This is a genomic window from Xanthomonas hyacinthi (assembly GCF_009769165.1).
GTDB classification, from domain to species: Bacteria; Pseudomonadota; Gammaproteobacteria; order Xanthomonadales; family Xanthomonadaceae; genus Xanthomonas_A; species Xanthomonas_A hyacinthi.
This window is the reverse complement of the sequence record NZ_CP043476.1, coordinates 3,705,264-3,721,067: the sequence shown is the minus strand read 5'-3', so window position 1 is coordinate 3,721,067 and position 15,804 is coordinate 3,705,264. Positions and strand designations below refer to the sequence as shown.

The 15,804-nt window shown below is 67.9% G+C and carries 16 protein-coding genes and 1 pseudogene; 1 reads left to right on the top strand and 16 read right to left on the bottom strand.

Annotated elements, in window-relative coordinates; genetic code table 11:
• Nucleotides 1–164: 164 nt before the first annotated feature.
• From FZ025_RS16335 to rlmD, 10 genes and pseudogenes are all read right to left on the bottom strand, one after another.
• Nucleotides 165–1,592, bottom strand: coding sequence for a GumC family protein (locus FZ025_RS16335; RefSeq protein WP_208803821.1), 1,428 nt, complete (start codon nucleotides 1,590–1,592; stop codon nucleotides 165–167).
• Nucleotides 1,574–2,272, bottom strand: a complete 699-nt coding sequence (locus FZ025_RS16330; RefSeq protein WP_046978965.1) for a polysaccharide biosynthesis/export family protein — start codon at nucleotides 2,270–2,272, stop codon at nucleotides 1,574–1,576. The genes FZ025_RS16335 and FZ025_RS16330 overlap by 19 nt, the downstream gene beginning before the upstream one ends.
• Before the next feature lie 667 nt (nucleotides 2,273–2,939).
• A pseudogene (locus FZ025_RS16325) lies at nucleotides 2,940–3,215 on the bottom strand (FAD-dependent oxidoreductase); the annotation flags it as partial.
• Nucleotides 3,216–3,368: 153 nt separating this feature from the next.
• Nucleotides 3,369–3,575, bottom strand: a complete 207-nt coding sequence (locus FZ025_RS16320) for a cold-shock protein (protein WP_046978967.1) — start codon at nucleotides 3,573–3,575, stop codon at nucleotides 3,369–3,371.
• 89 nt (nucleotides 3,576–3,664) lie between these two features.
• Entirely contained in the window at nucleotides 3,665–4,411 is a 747-nt protein-coding gene (locus FZ025_RS16315) for an S-methyl-5'-thioinosine phosphorylase (RefSeq protein WP_046978968.1), read from the bottom strand.
• A gap of 74 nt (nucleotides 4,412–4,485) precedes the next feature.
• A complete protein-coding gene (locus FZ025_RS16310) occupies nucleotides 4,486–5,040 on the bottom strand; it encodes a hypoxanthine-guanine phosphoribosyltransferase (RefSeq protein ID WP_046978969.1) in 555 nt (184 codons plus the stop codon).
• Complete coding sequence (gene nagZ, locus FZ025_RS16305) at nucleotides 5,040–6,047, bottom strand: beta-N-acetylhexosaminidase (protein WP_104557876.1); 1,008 nt, start codon at nucleotides 6,045–6,047, stop codon at nucleotides 5,040–5,042. Before nagZ ends, FZ025_RS16310 begins: the two co-directional genes overlap by 1 nt.
• A 152-nt stretch (nucleotides 6,048–6,199) precedes the next feature.
• Complete coding sequence (locus FZ025_RS16300; protein ID WP_104557874.1) at nucleotides 6,200–6,877, bottom strand: DsbA family oxidoreductase; 678 nt, start codon at nucleotides 6,875–6,877, stop codon at nucleotides 6,200–6,202.
• A 96-nt stretch (nucleotides 6,878–6,973) separates the two neighbouring features.
• Entirely contained in the window at nucleotides 6,974–7,474 is a 501-nt protein-coding gene (locus tag FZ025_RS16295; RefSeq protein WP_104557872.1) for a CYTH domain-containing protein, read from the bottom strand.
• Between the two features lie 71 nt (nucleotides 7,475–7,545).
• Nucleotides 7,546–8,898 (bottom strand): 23S rRNA (uracil(1939)-C(5))-methyltransferase RlmD, encoded by a 1,353-nt coding sequence (rlmD, locus tag FZ025_RS16290; RefSeq protein ID WP_104557870.1) that lies wholly within the window; start codon nucleotides 8,896–8,898, stop codon nucleotides 7,546–7,548.
• A gap of 134 nt (nucleotides 8,899–9,032) precedes the next feature.
• Between rlmD and FZ025_RS16285 the strand changes: the two genes are divergently transcribed.
• Nucleotides 9,033–9,758, top strand: a complete 726-nt coding sequence (locus FZ025_RS16285; protein WP_386269862.1) for an Hpt domain-containing response regulator — start codon at nucleotides 9,033–9,035, stop codon at nucleotides 9,756–9,758.
• Between the two features lie 182 nt (nucleotides 9,759–9,940).
• On the opposite strand, the gene recO is transcribed toward FZ025_RS16285, so the two are convergent.
• From recO to lepA, 6 genes are all read right to left on the bottom strand, one after another.
• The gene (gene recO, locus FZ025_RS16280; RefSeq protein ID WP_046978451.1) at nucleotides 9,941–10,741 is read right to left on the bottom strand and encodes a DNA repair protein RecO; all 801 of its coding nucleotides are present in this window, start codon (nucleotides 10,739–10,741) and stop codon (nucleotides 9,941–9,943) included.
• Between the two features lie 263 nt (nucleotides 10,742–11,004).
• Nucleotides 11,005–11,907 (bottom strand): GTPase Era, encoded by a 903-nt coding sequence (gene era / locus FZ025_RS16275; RefSeq protein WP_046978450.1) that lies wholly within the window; start codon nucleotides 11,905–11,907, stop codon nucleotides 11,005–11,007.
• Nucleotides 11,904–12,584: a ribonuclease III gene (gene rnc, locus FZ025_RS16270; protein WP_046978449.1), complete on the bottom strand. Its 681-nt coding sequence runs from the start codon at nucleotides 12,582–12,584 to the stop codon at nucleotides 11,904–11,906. The genes era and rnc overlap by 4 nt, the downstream gene beginning before the upstream one ends.
• On the bottom strand, nucleotides 12,574–12,951 hold the full coding sequence (locus FZ025_RS16265; protein ID WP_046978448.1) for a DUF4845 domain-containing protein: 378 nt from the start codon (nucleotides 12,949–12,951) through the stop codon (nucleotides 12,574–12,576). Before FZ025_RS16265 ends, rnc begins: the two co-directional genes overlap by 11 nt.
• A gap of 23 nt (nucleotides 12,952–12,974) precedes the next feature.
• Nucleotides 12,975–13,775 carry a signal peptidase I gene (gene lepB / locus FZ025_RS16260; protein WP_046978447.1) on the bottom strand — a complete coding sequence of 267 codons (801 nt, stop codon included), beginning with the start codon at nucleotides 13,773–13,775 and terminating at the stop codon, nucleotides 12,975–12,977.
• A gap of 101 nt (nucleotides 13,776–13,876) precedes the next feature.
• Nucleotides 13,877–15,667, bottom strand: coding sequence for a translation elongation factor 4 (gene lepA, locus FZ025_RS16255; RefSeq protein ID WP_046978446.1), 1,791 nt, complete (start codon nucleotides 15,665–15,667; stop codon nucleotides 13,877–13,879).
• Nucleotides 15,668–15,804: the final 137 nt, after the last annotated feature.

Genomic DNA, 15,804 nt, shown 5'->3' with positions numbered 1-15,804 from the left:
TGCGTACAACCGGTCAGGAAAATACTGAACCACCTCCTTACTTAGCTGAATCACGTATCACCTCGCTGAAGAATTCGTGTAGGAAAAAAGACCATGCGCCTGCGTCGTCGCAGCCGCCGCGATCGCGGTCACGCCGCATCGCGCCGGGCTGTGCGCCATGCGCGTCATGCCGCGGCCGCCGCATTGGCTTCGTGCAGGAAATAGCGGATCAAGGCGATGGCGATCGCCGCGAACAGGCCGAACACGAACGCCAGCGCCAGGTTCAGCAAGGTCTTCGGCGAACTCGGCTTGCCCGGCAGGTCGGCGCGGTCGATGATCGACACATTGTTGGTGCCCACGTTGCCGGCCACGCCGATCTCCTTGTAGCGCTGCAGCAGCGCGTCGTAGAGCTGGCGGTTGGTGTCGGCTTCGCGCCTGAGCATGTTGTAGCGGATGCTGCGGGTCTGCAGATCCAGTTCGTCGTTCTTCAGGCTGGAGATGCGCTCGGACAACAAGGACTCCTGCTGCCGCGCCGCCTCGTAGTCGTTCTTCAGCCCGCTGCGGATGTTGGCGATCTCGCTGCCGATCTGGCGCTTGATCTCGGCGATCTGGTTGCGCAGGCGCTGCATTTCCGGATAGCCGGGCTGGAACGTGGCCAGCTTCTGCTGGTAATCCGCCTCCAGCTTCACCTGCTCGGTGCGCAGGCTCTGGATCAGCGGGCTGCTGATCACCTGCGGCAGGCCCATGCCATCGCCGACCCCGGCCTGGCGCCAGGCCGACTCGGCCTTGATCCGCGCATCCTGGGCGGTGGCCAGACGCACGTTCAATTCGCTCATGTTCTGCGTCGGCAGCGACGGCTTGTCATCGCCCAGCGACACGATCTGCTCCTTGCTGGAATAATCGACCGCATTCTTCTCCGACTCTTCGACCTTGTCGCGCAACTGCTCCAGCCGCTCGGACAGGTATCTGGCGGCGAACGAGGAGGCCTGCAGGCGCCGCTCCTGGGTCGAGGCGATGAACATCTGCGCGTAGGTGTTGGACACGCGCGCGGCCAGCGCCCGATCGGGCGAATCGAAGTTGATACGCACCAGCCGCGAATCGCGCACCGGCTCGATCGTCAACGCGTCCAGCACCGGGCCGACCAGCGCGTTCTCGGCGGCGGCGGCGCGCGCCTCGGGCGCCGGCGCGCGGCCGTCGCCATTGCCTCGCAGCTTCTCCAGCGCCTCGTCCACCAGCGGCTTGAGAGTCGGCTCCTGGGTCAGCCGCGCCTCGCGGATCACCGCCCGGGCCAGCGAGCGGCTGCCGAGCAGTTCGTACTGGGTCTGGTAGAAATCGCGATCCTGCGGCGATTCCACCGGCATCAGGTTCGCCACGTTGGTAACGTTCAAGGACTCGCGCTCGATCTGCAGCACGCTGGTGGCGCGGTACTTGGGCGTCATCAACAACGTTACCAGCAGCGCCAGCAACAGCACCGCCGCGGTGATGCCGACGATGAGCCAGCGCTGCCGGTACAGGGCGTTCCAGTAGTCCAGCAGGCTGATGTCGGCCGGGCTCAGTGGCGCCGAGGAGGTACGGGTGTGCATGCTCGAGGAACTCATCGGTATGCCCGCCAGACCATGACGAACGGGGTCAGCTGCACCACGGTGCGCAGCAATACGAGCGCATCGGAGCGGTACACCACGACGATGTCGCCGCCGTAGATTTCAGGATCCGGCGAGATGCCCTTCTGGATATCGCGCAGATCGAAACGGGCCAGCATCTTCTGCCCGCCGACGTTGCGGAACACCACCACGTTACCGCGGCTGGCCACGTCGCTGACGCCCTTGCCCAGCGACAGCGCCTGCTGCAGGGTCAGTGCCGGGCCGACGATGGGGTAGATGCCCGGCTCGCCCACCGCGCCGGTCACGGTGACCCGGTTGCCGGTGAATTCGTCGACCAGCACCGAGACCTGCGGATTCTGCAGGTAGCCGCTGCGGTAGCGGTCGGCGATCTCCTTCTGCAACGCGTTCACACCAACCCCGGCAGCCTTGATGTCGCCGATCAGCGGCAGCGAGATGCGGCCTTCGTTGTCGATCCGCACCTGGCGCTCCAGGTCGTCGATCTGGAACACCTTGACCGTCAGCAGATCGCCGAGGCCGAGCAGATATTCCGGCTGGCCCATGGAGCCGGCCAGCGGATCGCCTGGCGGCAATTCCGTCCGCATCTTCGGTCCGCTGCTGCATGCGGACAGGAAGACCAGACAAGAAAAGGCCAAACACAATGCCCAGTTGAACGTAGCGGAGAGTTTACCCATGCGCGATGCAGATGCCCTCTGTCGAATGGTTTTGGGAACGCCGCACTCATGCAGCCGACCAGTGCTCCATCATCGGTCGGAGAACACGGTTGCAGTGTCATTTCCAGCCTGAGGCGACTGCCCAGGCCAACAGCGAAGCACTCGTGTTGCACTGCACTATGGCACAGCTACCGGTCCCTACCAAGACATCTTCCGACATTTTTTTGACGCTATGCCGCATGGATTCAACCAATCATGTCCAAGTATTCAGTAAGAGCCGCGGAGCAGCGTCGCAAAATACGCGGCGTTACGTGACGCATGTCAAGGCGTTGACGGCCCTATTCCGCGGTTCGCTGCCGGATCTGCGTCCCGAGCGTCCCGGATTCGCCGGCAGGTTCCGCAGGCCTGGCGTCGGCGCCAACGCGTTTGTCTACACCCTCGTCCGAATCCGGGTTCGCGCGCGATGGTGCGCAGTGGCAAGCGCCGGCGCAGGGCCCCCAGGCATCAGTGTTGAGGCTTAAGTCGAGCGCATGGCGGTAGGAGGGTGTCAACCGCGACGCTTTACCGGTACGGCGTCGCGGTTGACACCCCTCCTACGGGATCGGCGGCGCCGCAGCATCGCAACACGCCGGCCGACTGCAGGAACAACGTCAGTGGCCACGTGCACGAACGCGCTGGCTCGCTGCAGCTACTCGCCCTGCACCTGCTGCGTCGCCAACCGTGGCGCTGCCGCCGCCTCCGCCAGCGCCTGCAAAAATCCCGGCTCCAACGGCAGCTTGCCGAACCAGCCGTGCCGGGTACCGCTGAGCACGCGCAGCATGTGGCCGCGACCGCCAGGCATCCGCCCCGCCGGCAGCATGCCGAGGTCGCGCACGCGTGCCACCAGGTCGCGCTCGGACTGGAACAGCGGGGTCAGCCAGCGGCTCCAGAACGGGTACACCGCCACGTGCGCATACCGCTGCGCCAGGGCCTGGCCCGCCGTGCCGTAGCCGACGATGCCGATCTGCATCCGTTGCTTCATCGCATCCACTGATTGCGGGCGACGCCGCAGCGGTATCGCCTTCCATAAAAAACCCCGCCGAAGCGGGGCTCAAAAAAGCTCAGCCGAGCAAGCGATTTACTCGACAGGCGTAATATTGGAGGCCTGCGCGCCCTTCGGACCCTGGGTCACGTCATAGCTGACACGCTGTCCTTCCTGCAGGCTGCGGAAGCCCCTGGAATTGATCGCGGAGTAGTGCGCGAATACTTCGGCGCTGCCGTCTTCCGGTGAAATAAAGCCAAATCCCTTGGCGTCGTTGAACCACTTGACGGTACCCTTCGGCATGGTGATACGAGACCTTTGCAATGTAATGGGTGGTGGTTGTGCGGCATCCCGCACCGGCGAAGTATGCAAAGCTTGCGCAGCGAAGACAATCACCCGCGCGCCAGCTCGCCGATCAGCTCCGGCAGCCCCGCCGAGGCCGCCTCCACGTTCGCCAGCACCTCGGCCAGGGTGATCTCCTGGGCGTCGCCGCAGCCGGCGGCCCAGTTCGCCACGATCGCCAGGCAGGCGTATTCCAGGCCCAGTTCGCGTGCCAGGCCCGCTTCCGGCATGCCGGTCATGCCGACCAGGTCGCAGCCGTCGCGGCGCAGCCGCGCGATCTCTGCAATCGTTTCCAAACGCGGCCCCTGGGTGGCGCCGTAGCAGCCGCCATCGACCACGTCGGCGCCGGTCACGCGCGCGGCGGCCAGCACCTTGCTGCGCAGCATCGGCGAATACGGGTGGCCGAAATCCACGTGCAGCACCTCGCTGCCCGGCTCCTCGCCGAGCGTGGACACGCGCCCCCAGGTGTAGTCGATCAGCTGGTCCGGGCAGGCCAGCACGCGCGGCCCGAAGCGCGCGCCGATGCCGCCGACGGTGTTGAGCGCGAGCACCCGGCCGGCGCCGATTTTCTGCAGCGCCGCAAGGTTTGCGCGGTAATTGATCTTGTGCGGCGGCAGCGAATGGCCTTCGCCGTGGCGGGCCAGGAACGCGACCCGCTGACCGAGCAGCGTGCCGATGCGCAGCGGGCCGGACGGGCTGCCGTAGCGGGTGTCGACCTCGCGGGTCTGCACATCGTCCAGTTGCGCGAGCTTGTAGACGCCGGTGCCGCCGATGACGGCCAGTGCGATGTTGTCCATGCGGATCCTCGAATCGGAACGTGCGCGAAGCGCCGGCCGCGAGCGCCGGCGCGCAATGAGAAAGGCGCGGAGTCCTATTCCTTCATCGCGTAGATCGCCGGCAGGTTGCGCAGGCCTTCGTTGACGTCCATGCCGAAGCCGAACACGTAGCGGTCGGGCACGTCCACGCCCACGTAGTCGGCATCGACCTCGTCCACGCGGCGGTCGTGGCGCTTGACCGTCAGCGCGGCGATGCGCACGTCGGTGGCGCCCTGCTCCAGGCACCACTGGCGCACCGCCAGCAGGGTCAGGCCTTCGTCGAGGATGTCGTCGAGCAGCAGCACGCGGCGCCCGTACAGCGCGGTGGCCGGGCGATGCTTCCACACCAGCTCGCCGCCGACGGTCTCGCCGCGGTAGCGGGTGGCGTGCAGGTAATCCAGTTGCAGGTCCTGGCCGCGCGCGCCCAGTTCCAGCGCCAGTTGCCCGGCGAACGGCAGCGCGCCGTGCATGATGGTCAGGTAGACCGGGATCTCGCCGCGGTAGTCGGCGGCGATGGCGTCGGCCATGCGCGCGATGGCCTGGTCGAGGTGCGGACGATCGACCAGCAGGTCGGCCTGGGCCAGGGCCTGGGCGATGGTGAGAGTGGACATCAGGCGGTTTTTCCGAGGGTTGCGAGCAGGTGGGATTGGGTGTGGCCGTAGCGGGCATCGGCGAGCAGGCCGTCCCAGCCGAGGGCGCCGCGACCGAGCAGGCCGAGCAGCGCGGCGGTATTGAGCGGGCGGTCGCACACCGCCTGCAGCGATTCGGCGACCAGTTCGGGATGGCAGACCAGGACCACGTCGCAGCCGGCGTCCAGGTGCGCCGACACGCGCGCGGCGACCCCGCCGGCGGCGAACGAGGCGGCCATGCCGATGTCGTCGGAGAACACCACGCCGCGGAAGCCCAGTTCCTGGCGCAGGATCTGCTGGATCCAGCGCGGCGAATAACCGGCCGGTTCCGGCGCGACCTGCGGGTACACCACGTGCGCCATCATCACCGCATCGGCGCCGGCGCCGATGCCGGCGGCGAACGGCAGCAGGTCTTCCTGGCGCAGCACTTCGAGCGGGCGCGGATCCTCGGCGTTGTCGACGTGGGTGTCTTCCAGCACCGTGCCGTGGCCGGGGAAGTGCTTGAGCGTGGCGGCCATGCCGACGCTGTGCATGCCGCGCACGTAGGCGCCGGTGAACGCGGCCACCACCTGCGGGTCGTCGCTGAAGGCGCGGTCGCCGATCGCGCGGTTGCCGCGCGCCAGGTCCACCACCGGGGCGAAGCTCAGGTCCACGCCGCTGGCGCGGACCTCGCTGGCCATCAGCCAGGCATGCTGCTCGGCCAGCGCCAGCGCCGCATCGCGGTCGCGCGCATACAGTGCGCCGAAGCCGTGCAGCGGCGGCAATGCGCTGTAGCCTTCGCGGAAGCGCTGCACGCGGCCGCCCTCCTGGTCCACGCAGATCAGCTGCGGCCGCGGCGCGGCGGCGCGGATCGCCGCGGTCAGCTCCACCAGCTGCGCCTTGGAGGCGAAATTGCGCTTGAACAGGACCACGCCGGCGACGGCATCGTGCTGCAGCCAGTCGCGTTCCTGGGCGGTGAGTTCGGTACCGGCGACGCCGATCGCGAGCATGCGGGGGATTCTCCTGCCAGCGCTGTTCAGCGCGCCTGGGCCGGCATTGTCGCAGATGCCGGCGCCGGCGACAGGCCGCAGCGGCGCCGCAAGGTGCCAGCGCGTGCCGATGGCGCGCGGTGGGCGCGCCACGTTGCCGTCGTGTGACCGGCCTAAACAGCGCAGCCGTCGGGGCCGCAGTCCTGGGCCGCGTCCGGCGCCGGCGGCAGCAGGCCGCGCAAGGTCGCGGCGAACACCTCCGGCGGCTGCGCGCCCTGGATCGCGTGGCGGCCGTCGATGACGTAGGTCGGCACCGCGCGGATGCCCATCGCCTGCGCCTGCTGCAGCTGCGCCTGGATCTCGGCCAGGCCCTCGTCGCCGTCCAGCAGCGCCTGCACCCGCGCCGCGGGCAGCCCGCCGGCGGCGCCGGCCTCGAGCAGCGTGCTGGTTTCGGCCAGATTGCGCCCATCGGCGAAATGCGCGTGGAACAGCGCCTCGGCCACCGCCTCGGCGTCGCCTTCGCGTGCGGCCAGCCACAGCAGCCGATGCGCCGGCAGCGTGGTCACCCGCACCTGGCCGCGGCCGAAATCGAACGGCAGGCCCTCGGCGCGTGCGGTGGCCTGGGTCTGCGCCAGGATCTGCTCGGTGCGCGCGGCACCGCCGAACTTGGCTTCATAGGCCTTGCGCAACGGCACCGGCTCGGTGCCGGCGTCGGGATCGAGCAGGTAGGGATGCCAGTGGATCTCCAGCGCCGGCGCATCCGCGCCGAGCGCCACGATGCCTTGCTGCAACCGGCGCTTGCCGATCCAGCACCAGGGGCAGACCACGTCGGACCAGATATCGATGCGCATGAGAGGGGAATGGAGAATGGAGAATGGAGAATGGGGAGTGGCAAAAGCATAAGCCCGATCGCCGAGCCTGACCCGCTTTTGCGAATCCCTGAATCTCTAATCCCGGCTTTCCGGCCACTCACGGAACGGATGCGAGGCCAGCGCCAGATTGTAGTAGCGCGCATCGTCGGTGACTTCGGCGCCGATCCAGTCGGGCTTGGCGAAGGCTTCGTCGGCGCTGTCCAGCTCGATCTCGGCGACCACCAGCCCGGCGTTGTCGCCGAGGAACTCGTCCACTTCCCACAGATGGCCCTGGTGCCGCACCAGATGCCGGCGCTTGTCGATCAGCCCGCCCACGCACAGCGCCAGCAGCGCGCGCGCATCGTCCAGCGGCAACGGATACTCGAACTCCTGCCGGGTATGGCCGAGTTCGCGCGACTTGAGGTTGAGGAACGCCTCCTCGCCCTGGATGCGGACCCGCACCGACGCCTTCTGCGCGCCGCTGTCCATCACCGCCTGGTCGTTGATATAGCCCTGCGCCATCGGGATCACCCGATGCGCCGCGGCACGCCAGCCGTCGCCGGTGACGAGGAATTTGCGTTCGATTTCGATAGGCATGGGAATGGGGAATCGGGAAAGGAGAATGGGAAAAGCATAAGCCAGCGCGCGGACGCCGCTGTTACCACTCCCTATTCCCCATTCCCGACTCCCGGCTTCTCGAACACCGCGATGCTCTCCACATGCGCCGTATGCGGGAACATGTCCATCGCGCCGGCGGCCTTCAGCACGAAGCCCCGCTCGTTGACCAGGTAGCCGGCGTCGCGCGCCAGCGAGCCGGGGTGGCAGCTGACGTAGACGATGCGCTGGAAGCTCTCCAACGGCAGCTGCCGCAGCACCTCGATCGCGCCGGAGCGCGGCGGGTCGAGCAGCAGCTTGTCGAAGCCCTGCTGCATCCACGGCGCCTGGCGCTGGTCCTGGGTCAGGTCGGCGGCGAAGAACTGCGCGTTGTCCAGGCCGTTGCGCTGCGCGTTGTCGCGCGCCCGCGCCACCAGCCCCGCATCGCCTTCCACGCCCACCACCTCGCGCACCGTGCGCGCCAGCGGCAGGGTGAAGTTGCCCAGCCCGCAGAACAGGTCGAGCACGCGGTCGCCGGGCTGCGCGTCGAGCAGCGCCAGCGCGTGCGCGATCATCTTCTGGTTGAGCGAGGCGTTGACCTGGATGAAGTCCAGCGGCCGGAACGCCAGTTCCACGTCCCATTGCGGCAGCCGGAACGACAACGGCACCTTCTGCGGGTACAACGGATGCACGCTGTCCACGCCGCCGGGTTGCAGGAAGATGGCGAAGTCGTGGGCCTGGGCGAACGCCACCAATGCCGCCTGGTCGTGCGCGCTGAGCGGCTGCATGTGGCGGAAGGTCAGCGCCACGGCGTCGTCGCCGGCGATGAATTCGATCTGCGGGATGTCACGCTTGCCGTCCAGGCTCTCGACCAACTCGGCCAGCGCGCTCACCTTGAAGCCGATCTGCGGAATCACCGTGTGGCACACCGACAGGTCGGCGACGAAGCGCGGATCGAGCTCGCGGAAGCCGACCAGGGTCTTGTCCTTCTTCTCCACCCGGCGTACCGAGAACCGACCCTTGCGCCGGTAGCCCCAGGGCGCGCCGGACAGCGCCGGCAGCACCGTCTGCGGGGTCACGTGGCCGATCCGCTCCAGGTTCTCGGTCAGCACCCGCTGCTTGGCCAGGATCTGCTGGTCCTCGGCCAGGTGCTGCAGCACGCAGCCGGCGCAGACCCCGAAATGCGGGCAGCGCGGCGCGACCCGCTGCGGCGAGGCCTGCAGCACCTGCAGGGTGCGCGCCTCGTCGAAATGGCGGTTGCGCGCGGTGGGTTCGGCGAGGACCGTCTCGCCGGGCAGCGCGCCGGTGACGAAGGCGACCTTGCCGCCCTCGCCCTCGGGGCGGGCGACGCCGCGGCCGTCGTGGCTGAGGTCGGCGATCTCGGTCTGGAACGGGCTGCGGTCTAGGCGGTTTCTGGTTCGGGCCACGTGGCGGCAGGCTGCGGGCGGAGAGGGCGGCTATTGTCGCAGATGCGCCGCCGGCCCCGCCCGCCGCCGCGCACCCGCTTGCGGACCCGGCGGCGGCGCAAAGCCGCTAAGATGCGCCCAGGCCGCATGGAGGCATCAAGATGGCATCGACCCAGGACCCTGTGACGCGACTTTTGCTGGTCGAGGACGACCCGATCAGTCGCACGTTTTTTCAAGTGACACTGGAATCCCTGCCCGCGCAGGTCGATCTGGCCGATACCGTTGCCGCCGCGCTGGCCAGCGCGCAGACCCATGAATACGATCTGTGGCTGATCGACGCCAACCTGCCCGACGGCAGCGGCGCCGACCTGCTGCAGCGGCTGCAGCGGCAGCGTCCCGGCACCCTGGCGCTGGCGCATACCGCCGATGCCAGCGGCGCGGTCCGCGAGCAGCTACTCGGCGCCGGCTTCGCCGAAGTGCTGCTGAAACCGCTCAGTCCCGAGCACCTGCTGCAGGCGGTACGCCGCTTGCTGTCACGCGGCCGCATCGGCGCTGCGCCGGCGGCGGCGGCGGAGGCGGAGGCGGCGGTGGACTGGGACGAGACCACCGCGCTGGTCGCGCTCAACGGCGAACGCTCGCACCTGATCGCGCTGCGCGAACTGTTCCTGGCCGAATTGCCGGGCACCCGCGACGCGGTCGCCTCGGCGCTGCAGCTCAGCGACGAACAGGCGGTACGCAACCACCTGCACCGGCTGCAGGCCAGCTGCGGCTTCGTCGGCGCCGCGCGGCTGGCGCGCGCGGTGCGCCAGCTGCAGGGCGATCCGGCCTCGTCGCAGGCGCGCAACCAGTTCAGCGAGGCGGTGGCGGCGTTGTTGCATTGAGGCCGGGATTGGGGATTGGGGATTGGGGATTCGCAAAAGCGGGGGCGTCGGCCTCGGCACACTGCCGCAAGTCCCTGTGGGAGCGGCTTCAGCCGCGACGCACACCGTCAGTAAGCCGGCATGCCGCGGAAGTGGTCGGGGCTGAAGCCCCTCCTACCGACTCCGGCCGGCAAAGGCACGGCTCAATCGGCCTTCGGCGCCGGCGATTCAGGCACCCCCGGTGATTCGGGCATTCCCGGCATTTCCACAGCCTCTGCATCGCGGCGCTGCCGGGTCAGATCCTGCAGCATCTCCCAGGACTTCAGGCCGCGTCCGCCGAGGTGGTGCAGCAGCACCACGCGCATGCCGCGACGCAGGCCGGGCAGGTCTTCGGCCACCGGCATCTCGTCGGCGGCCAGCGCCAGCAGCGCGCGGCCGGTGGCCATGCCGCTGCGCTGGTCGTGGCCGCGGTCGCTGCGCAGGCGGCGCGGGCCGTGCTCGGCATCCAGCGCGTAGCGCGCGGCCGGGTCGATCGGCTCGCCGTCGCCGTCGTGGCGCAGGTCGAAGCCCACGCCCAGGGCGTCCAGCAGGTCGCGCTCGAAGCAGCGCAGCGTCCACGCCAGCGGTGCCTCCGCGCCCAGCCGCGCGCGCACCCGCGCGTAGGCCAAGTACAGGTCCGGCGCAGGATCCTCGCGCGGCGCCAGGCGCAGGGTCAGTTCGTTGATGTAGAACCCGGCGAGCATGCCGTCCCCGCTCAGGCGCGGCGCCGTATCCACCGCCTCGGCCGCCCGCAGCTGGGCCAGCTCGCCGCGGCGCTGCGCACTGAAGCGGATCGACTGCAGCGGCTGCAGCGCGGCCCGCAGCGGCTGCTTCTTCGGCCCGTGCACGCCCCGCGCCAGCACGCCCAAGCGGCCGTACTGCGCGCTCAGCACCTCGACCAGCAAGCTGGTCTCGCGCCAGGGACGCGCGTGCAGGACGAAGCCGGGTTCGTGTTCGATGAGCATGGAAGCGTCGGGACTCGAAGATGCGGTCCGGGGGCGAATCGCGGTCGAACGATTCGATGAAAAAAGCGCCGCGTGTTTCCGGGAAAAGCCGCACTGCTCAGCGGCTTCGAGCCGAGGCTTTCTGTAGGAGGGGCTTCAGCCCCGACGCCTTATCGGTAACGCGTCGGGGCTGAAGCCCCTCCTACAGAAAAGCGCACATGCTGCGCACTTGCGAAAATCCCGAGTCCCGGCATTCCACAGCCGAATGGCTGGTCATCCCGGCTTTACTCCCCGTACCCGAACGCCTTCAACGCCGCCTCGTCGTCCGACCAGCCCTCGCGCACCCGCACCCAGGTCTCCAGGAACACCTTGGCGCCGAACAGGCGCTCCATCTGCTGCCGGGCCTTGGCGCCGATGTCCTTCAGGCGGGTGCCGCCCTTGCCGATCACGATCGCCTTCTGGCCTTCGCGCTCGACCCAGATCACCGCGCCGATGCGCAGCAGCGCGCCGTCTTCGGCGAAGCGCTCGATCTCCACCGTGGTCGCATACGGCAGCTCTTCGCCGAGCTGGCGCATCAGCTGCTCGCGGACCAGTTCGCCGGCCAGGAAGCGCTGGCTGCGGTCGGTGATCTCGTCCTCGCCGAACATCGCCGGGGCTTCCGGTACCAGCCCCAGCAGGTCGCGCACCAGCGCTTCCAGGCCCTTGCGCTTGAGCGCGGAGATCGGATGCACCGCGGCGAAGCTGCGGCCATCGCTGACCTGCTGCAGGAACGGCAGCAGCACGGCCTTGTCCTTGAGCCGGTCGACCTTGTTCACCACCAGCACCACCGGGATGCCGGAATCGCTGAGCACGTTGAACGCCAGCGTGTCCTCGTCGTCCCAGCGCCCGGCCTCGATCACCAGCAGGCCGGCGTCCACGCCTTCCAGCGAGCCGCGCGCGGCGCGGTTCATGACCCGGTTCATCGCGCGCTTCTGCTCGCGGTGCAGGCCGGGGGTGTCGACCAGCACCAGTTGCCCTTCCGGGAAGCTGGCGATGCCCAGCAAGCGGTGCCGGGTGGTCTGCGGCCGGTTGGAGACGATGCTGACCTTGGCGCCCACCAGGGCGTTGGTCAGGGTGGACTTGCCCACGTTGGGGCGGCCGATCACGGCCACGCTGCCGCTGCGGTAAGGGGGCGCTTGCTCGTTCACTTGCTCGAATCCAGTTGCTCGATGGCGGCGGCGGCGGCCTGTTGTTCGGCCAGTCGTCGCGAGGTGCCCTCGCCCTCGGTGACGAGGGCAGGCTCGGCGAGTACGCAGCGTACCCGGAATAGCTTGGCGTGGTCGTCGCCGGTTTCGCTGATCAGTTCGTACACCGGCAGGGCCCGCTGCCGGGCCTGCAGCCATTCCTGCAGGCGGGTCTTGGCGTCCTTCTCGGCCTTGCCCACCGGCAGTGCGGCCAACGCCGTCTCGAACCAGGGCAGGATCACCGCACGGCAGGCCTCGAAACCGGCGTCCAGATAGATCGCCGCGACCACCGCCTCGACCGCGTCGGCCAGGATCGAATCGCGGCGATGCCCGCCGGACTTCATCTCCCCCGGCCCCAGGGTCAGCCGCTCGCCCAGCTCCAGCTGGCGGCCGATGCCGGCCAGCGAGGCCTCGCGCACCAGTTCGGCGCGGGCGCGGGTCAGCGCGCCTTCGTCGGCCTTGGGCCAGCGCCGGTACAGCGCCTCGGCGATCAGCTGGTTGACGATGCTGTCGCCGAGGAATTCCAGCCGCTCGTTGTGCGGCGCGCCGGCGCTGCGATGGGTCAGCGCCTGCGCCAGCAGCTGCGGGTCGGCGAAGCGGTGACCGATACGGTCGCCGCGCAGGATCGTTTTACTCGCCACCGCGCGTCGTCAGGTCCTGGGTGATGTCGAACTTGCCGACCACGTCCAGGTTGGCGACCAGCGGCTTGCGCACTTCGTAGGCCACGTGCATCTTCCAGCCCGAATCCATGCGCTCGAACTTGACGTCGTCCGGCTGCACGTTGTCGGAGTTGTTGATGTCCAGGCGGCGGAACAACAGCGTCTTGGCCTGCGCCGGATCCATGTTGGCGCTGCCCGGCTCGGCGGCCAGGCCCTTCATCGCAGAGCGCACCGCGTAGTACTCCAGGTACATCGGGAACAGCTTCATGCCGATGTAGGCGAAGAATCCGACCACCGCCAGCACGATCACGAACGAGGTCAAGGTCATGCCGCTTTGCTTGTGCTTCATCGCGCTTCCCCTTACGCCAGACATCACTGGATGCCGGTCCCGATCCGCGAGGGATCGAAACTGCCGCTGCAGAACCAGCCTTCGCAATTGAGCCAGACCAGGAACGCCTTGCCGCGCAGATTCTCTTCGGGCAGGAAGTGGGTCTGGGTCCAGAAGCGGCTGTCCTCGCTATTATCGCGATTGTCGCCCATCACGAAATACTGCCCCGCCGGCACCACCCAATCGCCCTGGCCGGCCGGATTGTTGCGGTCCAGCCACTCCAGTTCGGTATGGGTGCGGCCCGGCAGGTATTCGGTGAGCAGCGTGGCGCCGGTCATCTCCGCGCCCTTGCCCTTGCCGACGTACTCGCCGCGGACCTGGTACTTCATCGGCGTGCCGTTGATGTACAGGGTATCGCCGTGGAAGCCGATGCGGTCGCCGGGCAGGCCGATGACGCGCTTGATCCAGTTCTCGTCCGGCTTGTGCGGCGGCTTGAACACCACCACGTCGCCGCGCTTGGGCTCGCTGGTCGGGATCACCTTCTGGTTGGTGATCGGCAGGCGGAAGCCGTAGGCGAACTTGTTGACCAGGATGAAATCGCCGACCAGCAGGTTCGGCATCATCGAGCTGGACGGAATCTTGTACGGCTCGGCGACGAAGCTGCGCAGAATCAGCACCACCGCCAGCACCGGGAAGAACGCGCGCGAGTAATCCACGAGCACCGGCTCGGTGTCGAGCAGGCCGGCGCGCGCGGCGCGGCGCTTGGCGAAGAACAGCTTGTCCAGCAACCAGACGATGCCGGTGGCGAAGGTCAGGACCACCAGCGCGATTTCAAACCATTTCATTCGTATTCCTTCGGAATGGGAATCGAGAATCGAGAATGGGGAATCGGAAAGGCAAGAGCGCCCGCTCTTCCCATTCCCCATTCCCTATTCACCATTCCCAGCTACTTATCCATCTGCAGCACAGCCAGGAAGGCTTCCTGCGGGATCTCCACGCGGCCGACCTGCTTCATGCGTTTCTTGCCTTCCTTCTGCTTTTCCAGAAGCTTCTTCTTGCGCGACACGTCGCCACCATAGCATTTGGCCAGCACGTTCTTGCGCATCGCCTTGACCGTGCTGCGCGAGATGATCTGCGAGCCGACCGCGGCCTGGATCGCCACATCGAACATCTGCCGCGGGATCAGCTCCTTCATCTTCTCGCACAGCTCGCGGCCACGCCGGTCGGCATGGCTGCGGTGCACGATGATCGACAGCGCATCGACCTTGTCGCCGTTGATCAGCGTATCCACGCGCACGAACGGGCCGGCGTCGAAGCGCAGGAAGTGGTAGTCCAGCGAGGCGTAGCCGCGCGACACCGACTTGAGCTTGTCGAAGAAATCCAGCACCACTTCGGCCATCGGCAGTTCGTAGCTGATCTGCACCTGGCTGCCCAGATAGTTGATGCCGATCTGGCTGCCGCGCTTTTCCTCGCACAGGGTGATGATGTTGCCGACGTAGTCCGGCGGGGTGAGGATGTTGGCGCGGATGATCGGCTCGCGGATCTCCTCCACGTTGTTCAACGGCGGCAGCTTGGACGGGTTGTCCATCGGGATCACGCTGCCGTCGGTCTTGAGCACCTCGTAGACCACGGTCGGCGCGGTCGAGATCAGGTTGAGGTCGTACTCGCGCTCCAGCCGTTCCTGCACGATCTCCATGTGCAGCATGCCGAGGAAGCCGCAGCGGAAGCCGAAGCCCATCGCCTCGGAGCTTTCCGGCTCGAAGCGCAGCGCCGCGTCGTTGAGGCGCAGCTTGTCCAGCGCCTCGCGCAGGTCCGGGTAGTCCTCGGCATCGACCGGGAACAGGCCGGCGAACACGCGCGGCTGCATTTCCTGGAAGCCGGGCAGCGCATGCGGCGCCGGGTCGGCGGCCAGGGTCAGGGTGTCGCCGACCGGCGCGCCGTGCACGTCCTTGATCGAGGCGTTGATCCAGCCCACTTCGCCGGCGCCCAGCGCGGCCAGCTCCTTGCGCTTGGGGGTGAACACGCCGACCTTGTCGACCAGGTGGGTGCGGCCGGTGGACATCACCAGGATCTTGCTGCCCGGCTTGATCTCGCCCTGCATCACCCGCACCAGCGAGACCACGCCCAGGTAGTTGTCGAACCACGAGTCGATGATCAGCGCCTGCAGCTTGTCGGTGTCGCGCGGCTTGGGCGGCGGAATGCGCTGCACGATCGCTTCCAGCACCAGGTCCACGTTGAACCCGGTCTTGGCGCTGACCGCCACCGCGTCCTCGGCGTCGATGCCGATCACCGCCTCGATCTCGGCCTTGGCGCGGGCGATGTCGGCGGTGGGCAGGTCGATCTTGTTGAGCACCGGTACCACTTCCAGGCCCTGCTCCACCGCGGTGTAGCAGTTGGCCACCGACTGCGCTTCCACGCCTTGCGCGGCGTCGACCACCAGCAGCGCGCCCTCGCAGGCGGCCAGCGAGCGGCTGACCTCGTAGGAGAAGTCGACGTGGCCGGGGGTGTCGATGAAGTTCAGCTGGTAGACCTGCCCGTCCTTGGCCGTGTACGGCAGGGACACCGACTGCGCCTTGATGGTGATGCCGCGTTCGCGCTCGATCGGGTTGGAGTCGAGCACCTGCGCTTCCATCTCGCGCGCCTGCAGGCCGCCACAGAGCTGGATGATGCGATCGGCCAGGGTCGATTTGCCATGGTCGACGTGGGCGATGATGGAGAAATTGCGGATGTTCCGCATCGAATCAGAGGACATGAGGTGGGCGGCGGCCAGGACCGTCGTCAGGATAACGGGCCATTATCGCATGGCCGGAGCGAGCCAGGCGCCCCGGCTGCGCCGCACCGGCGCCGACTGCCGCGCGCGCGTCGTTTCAGGAA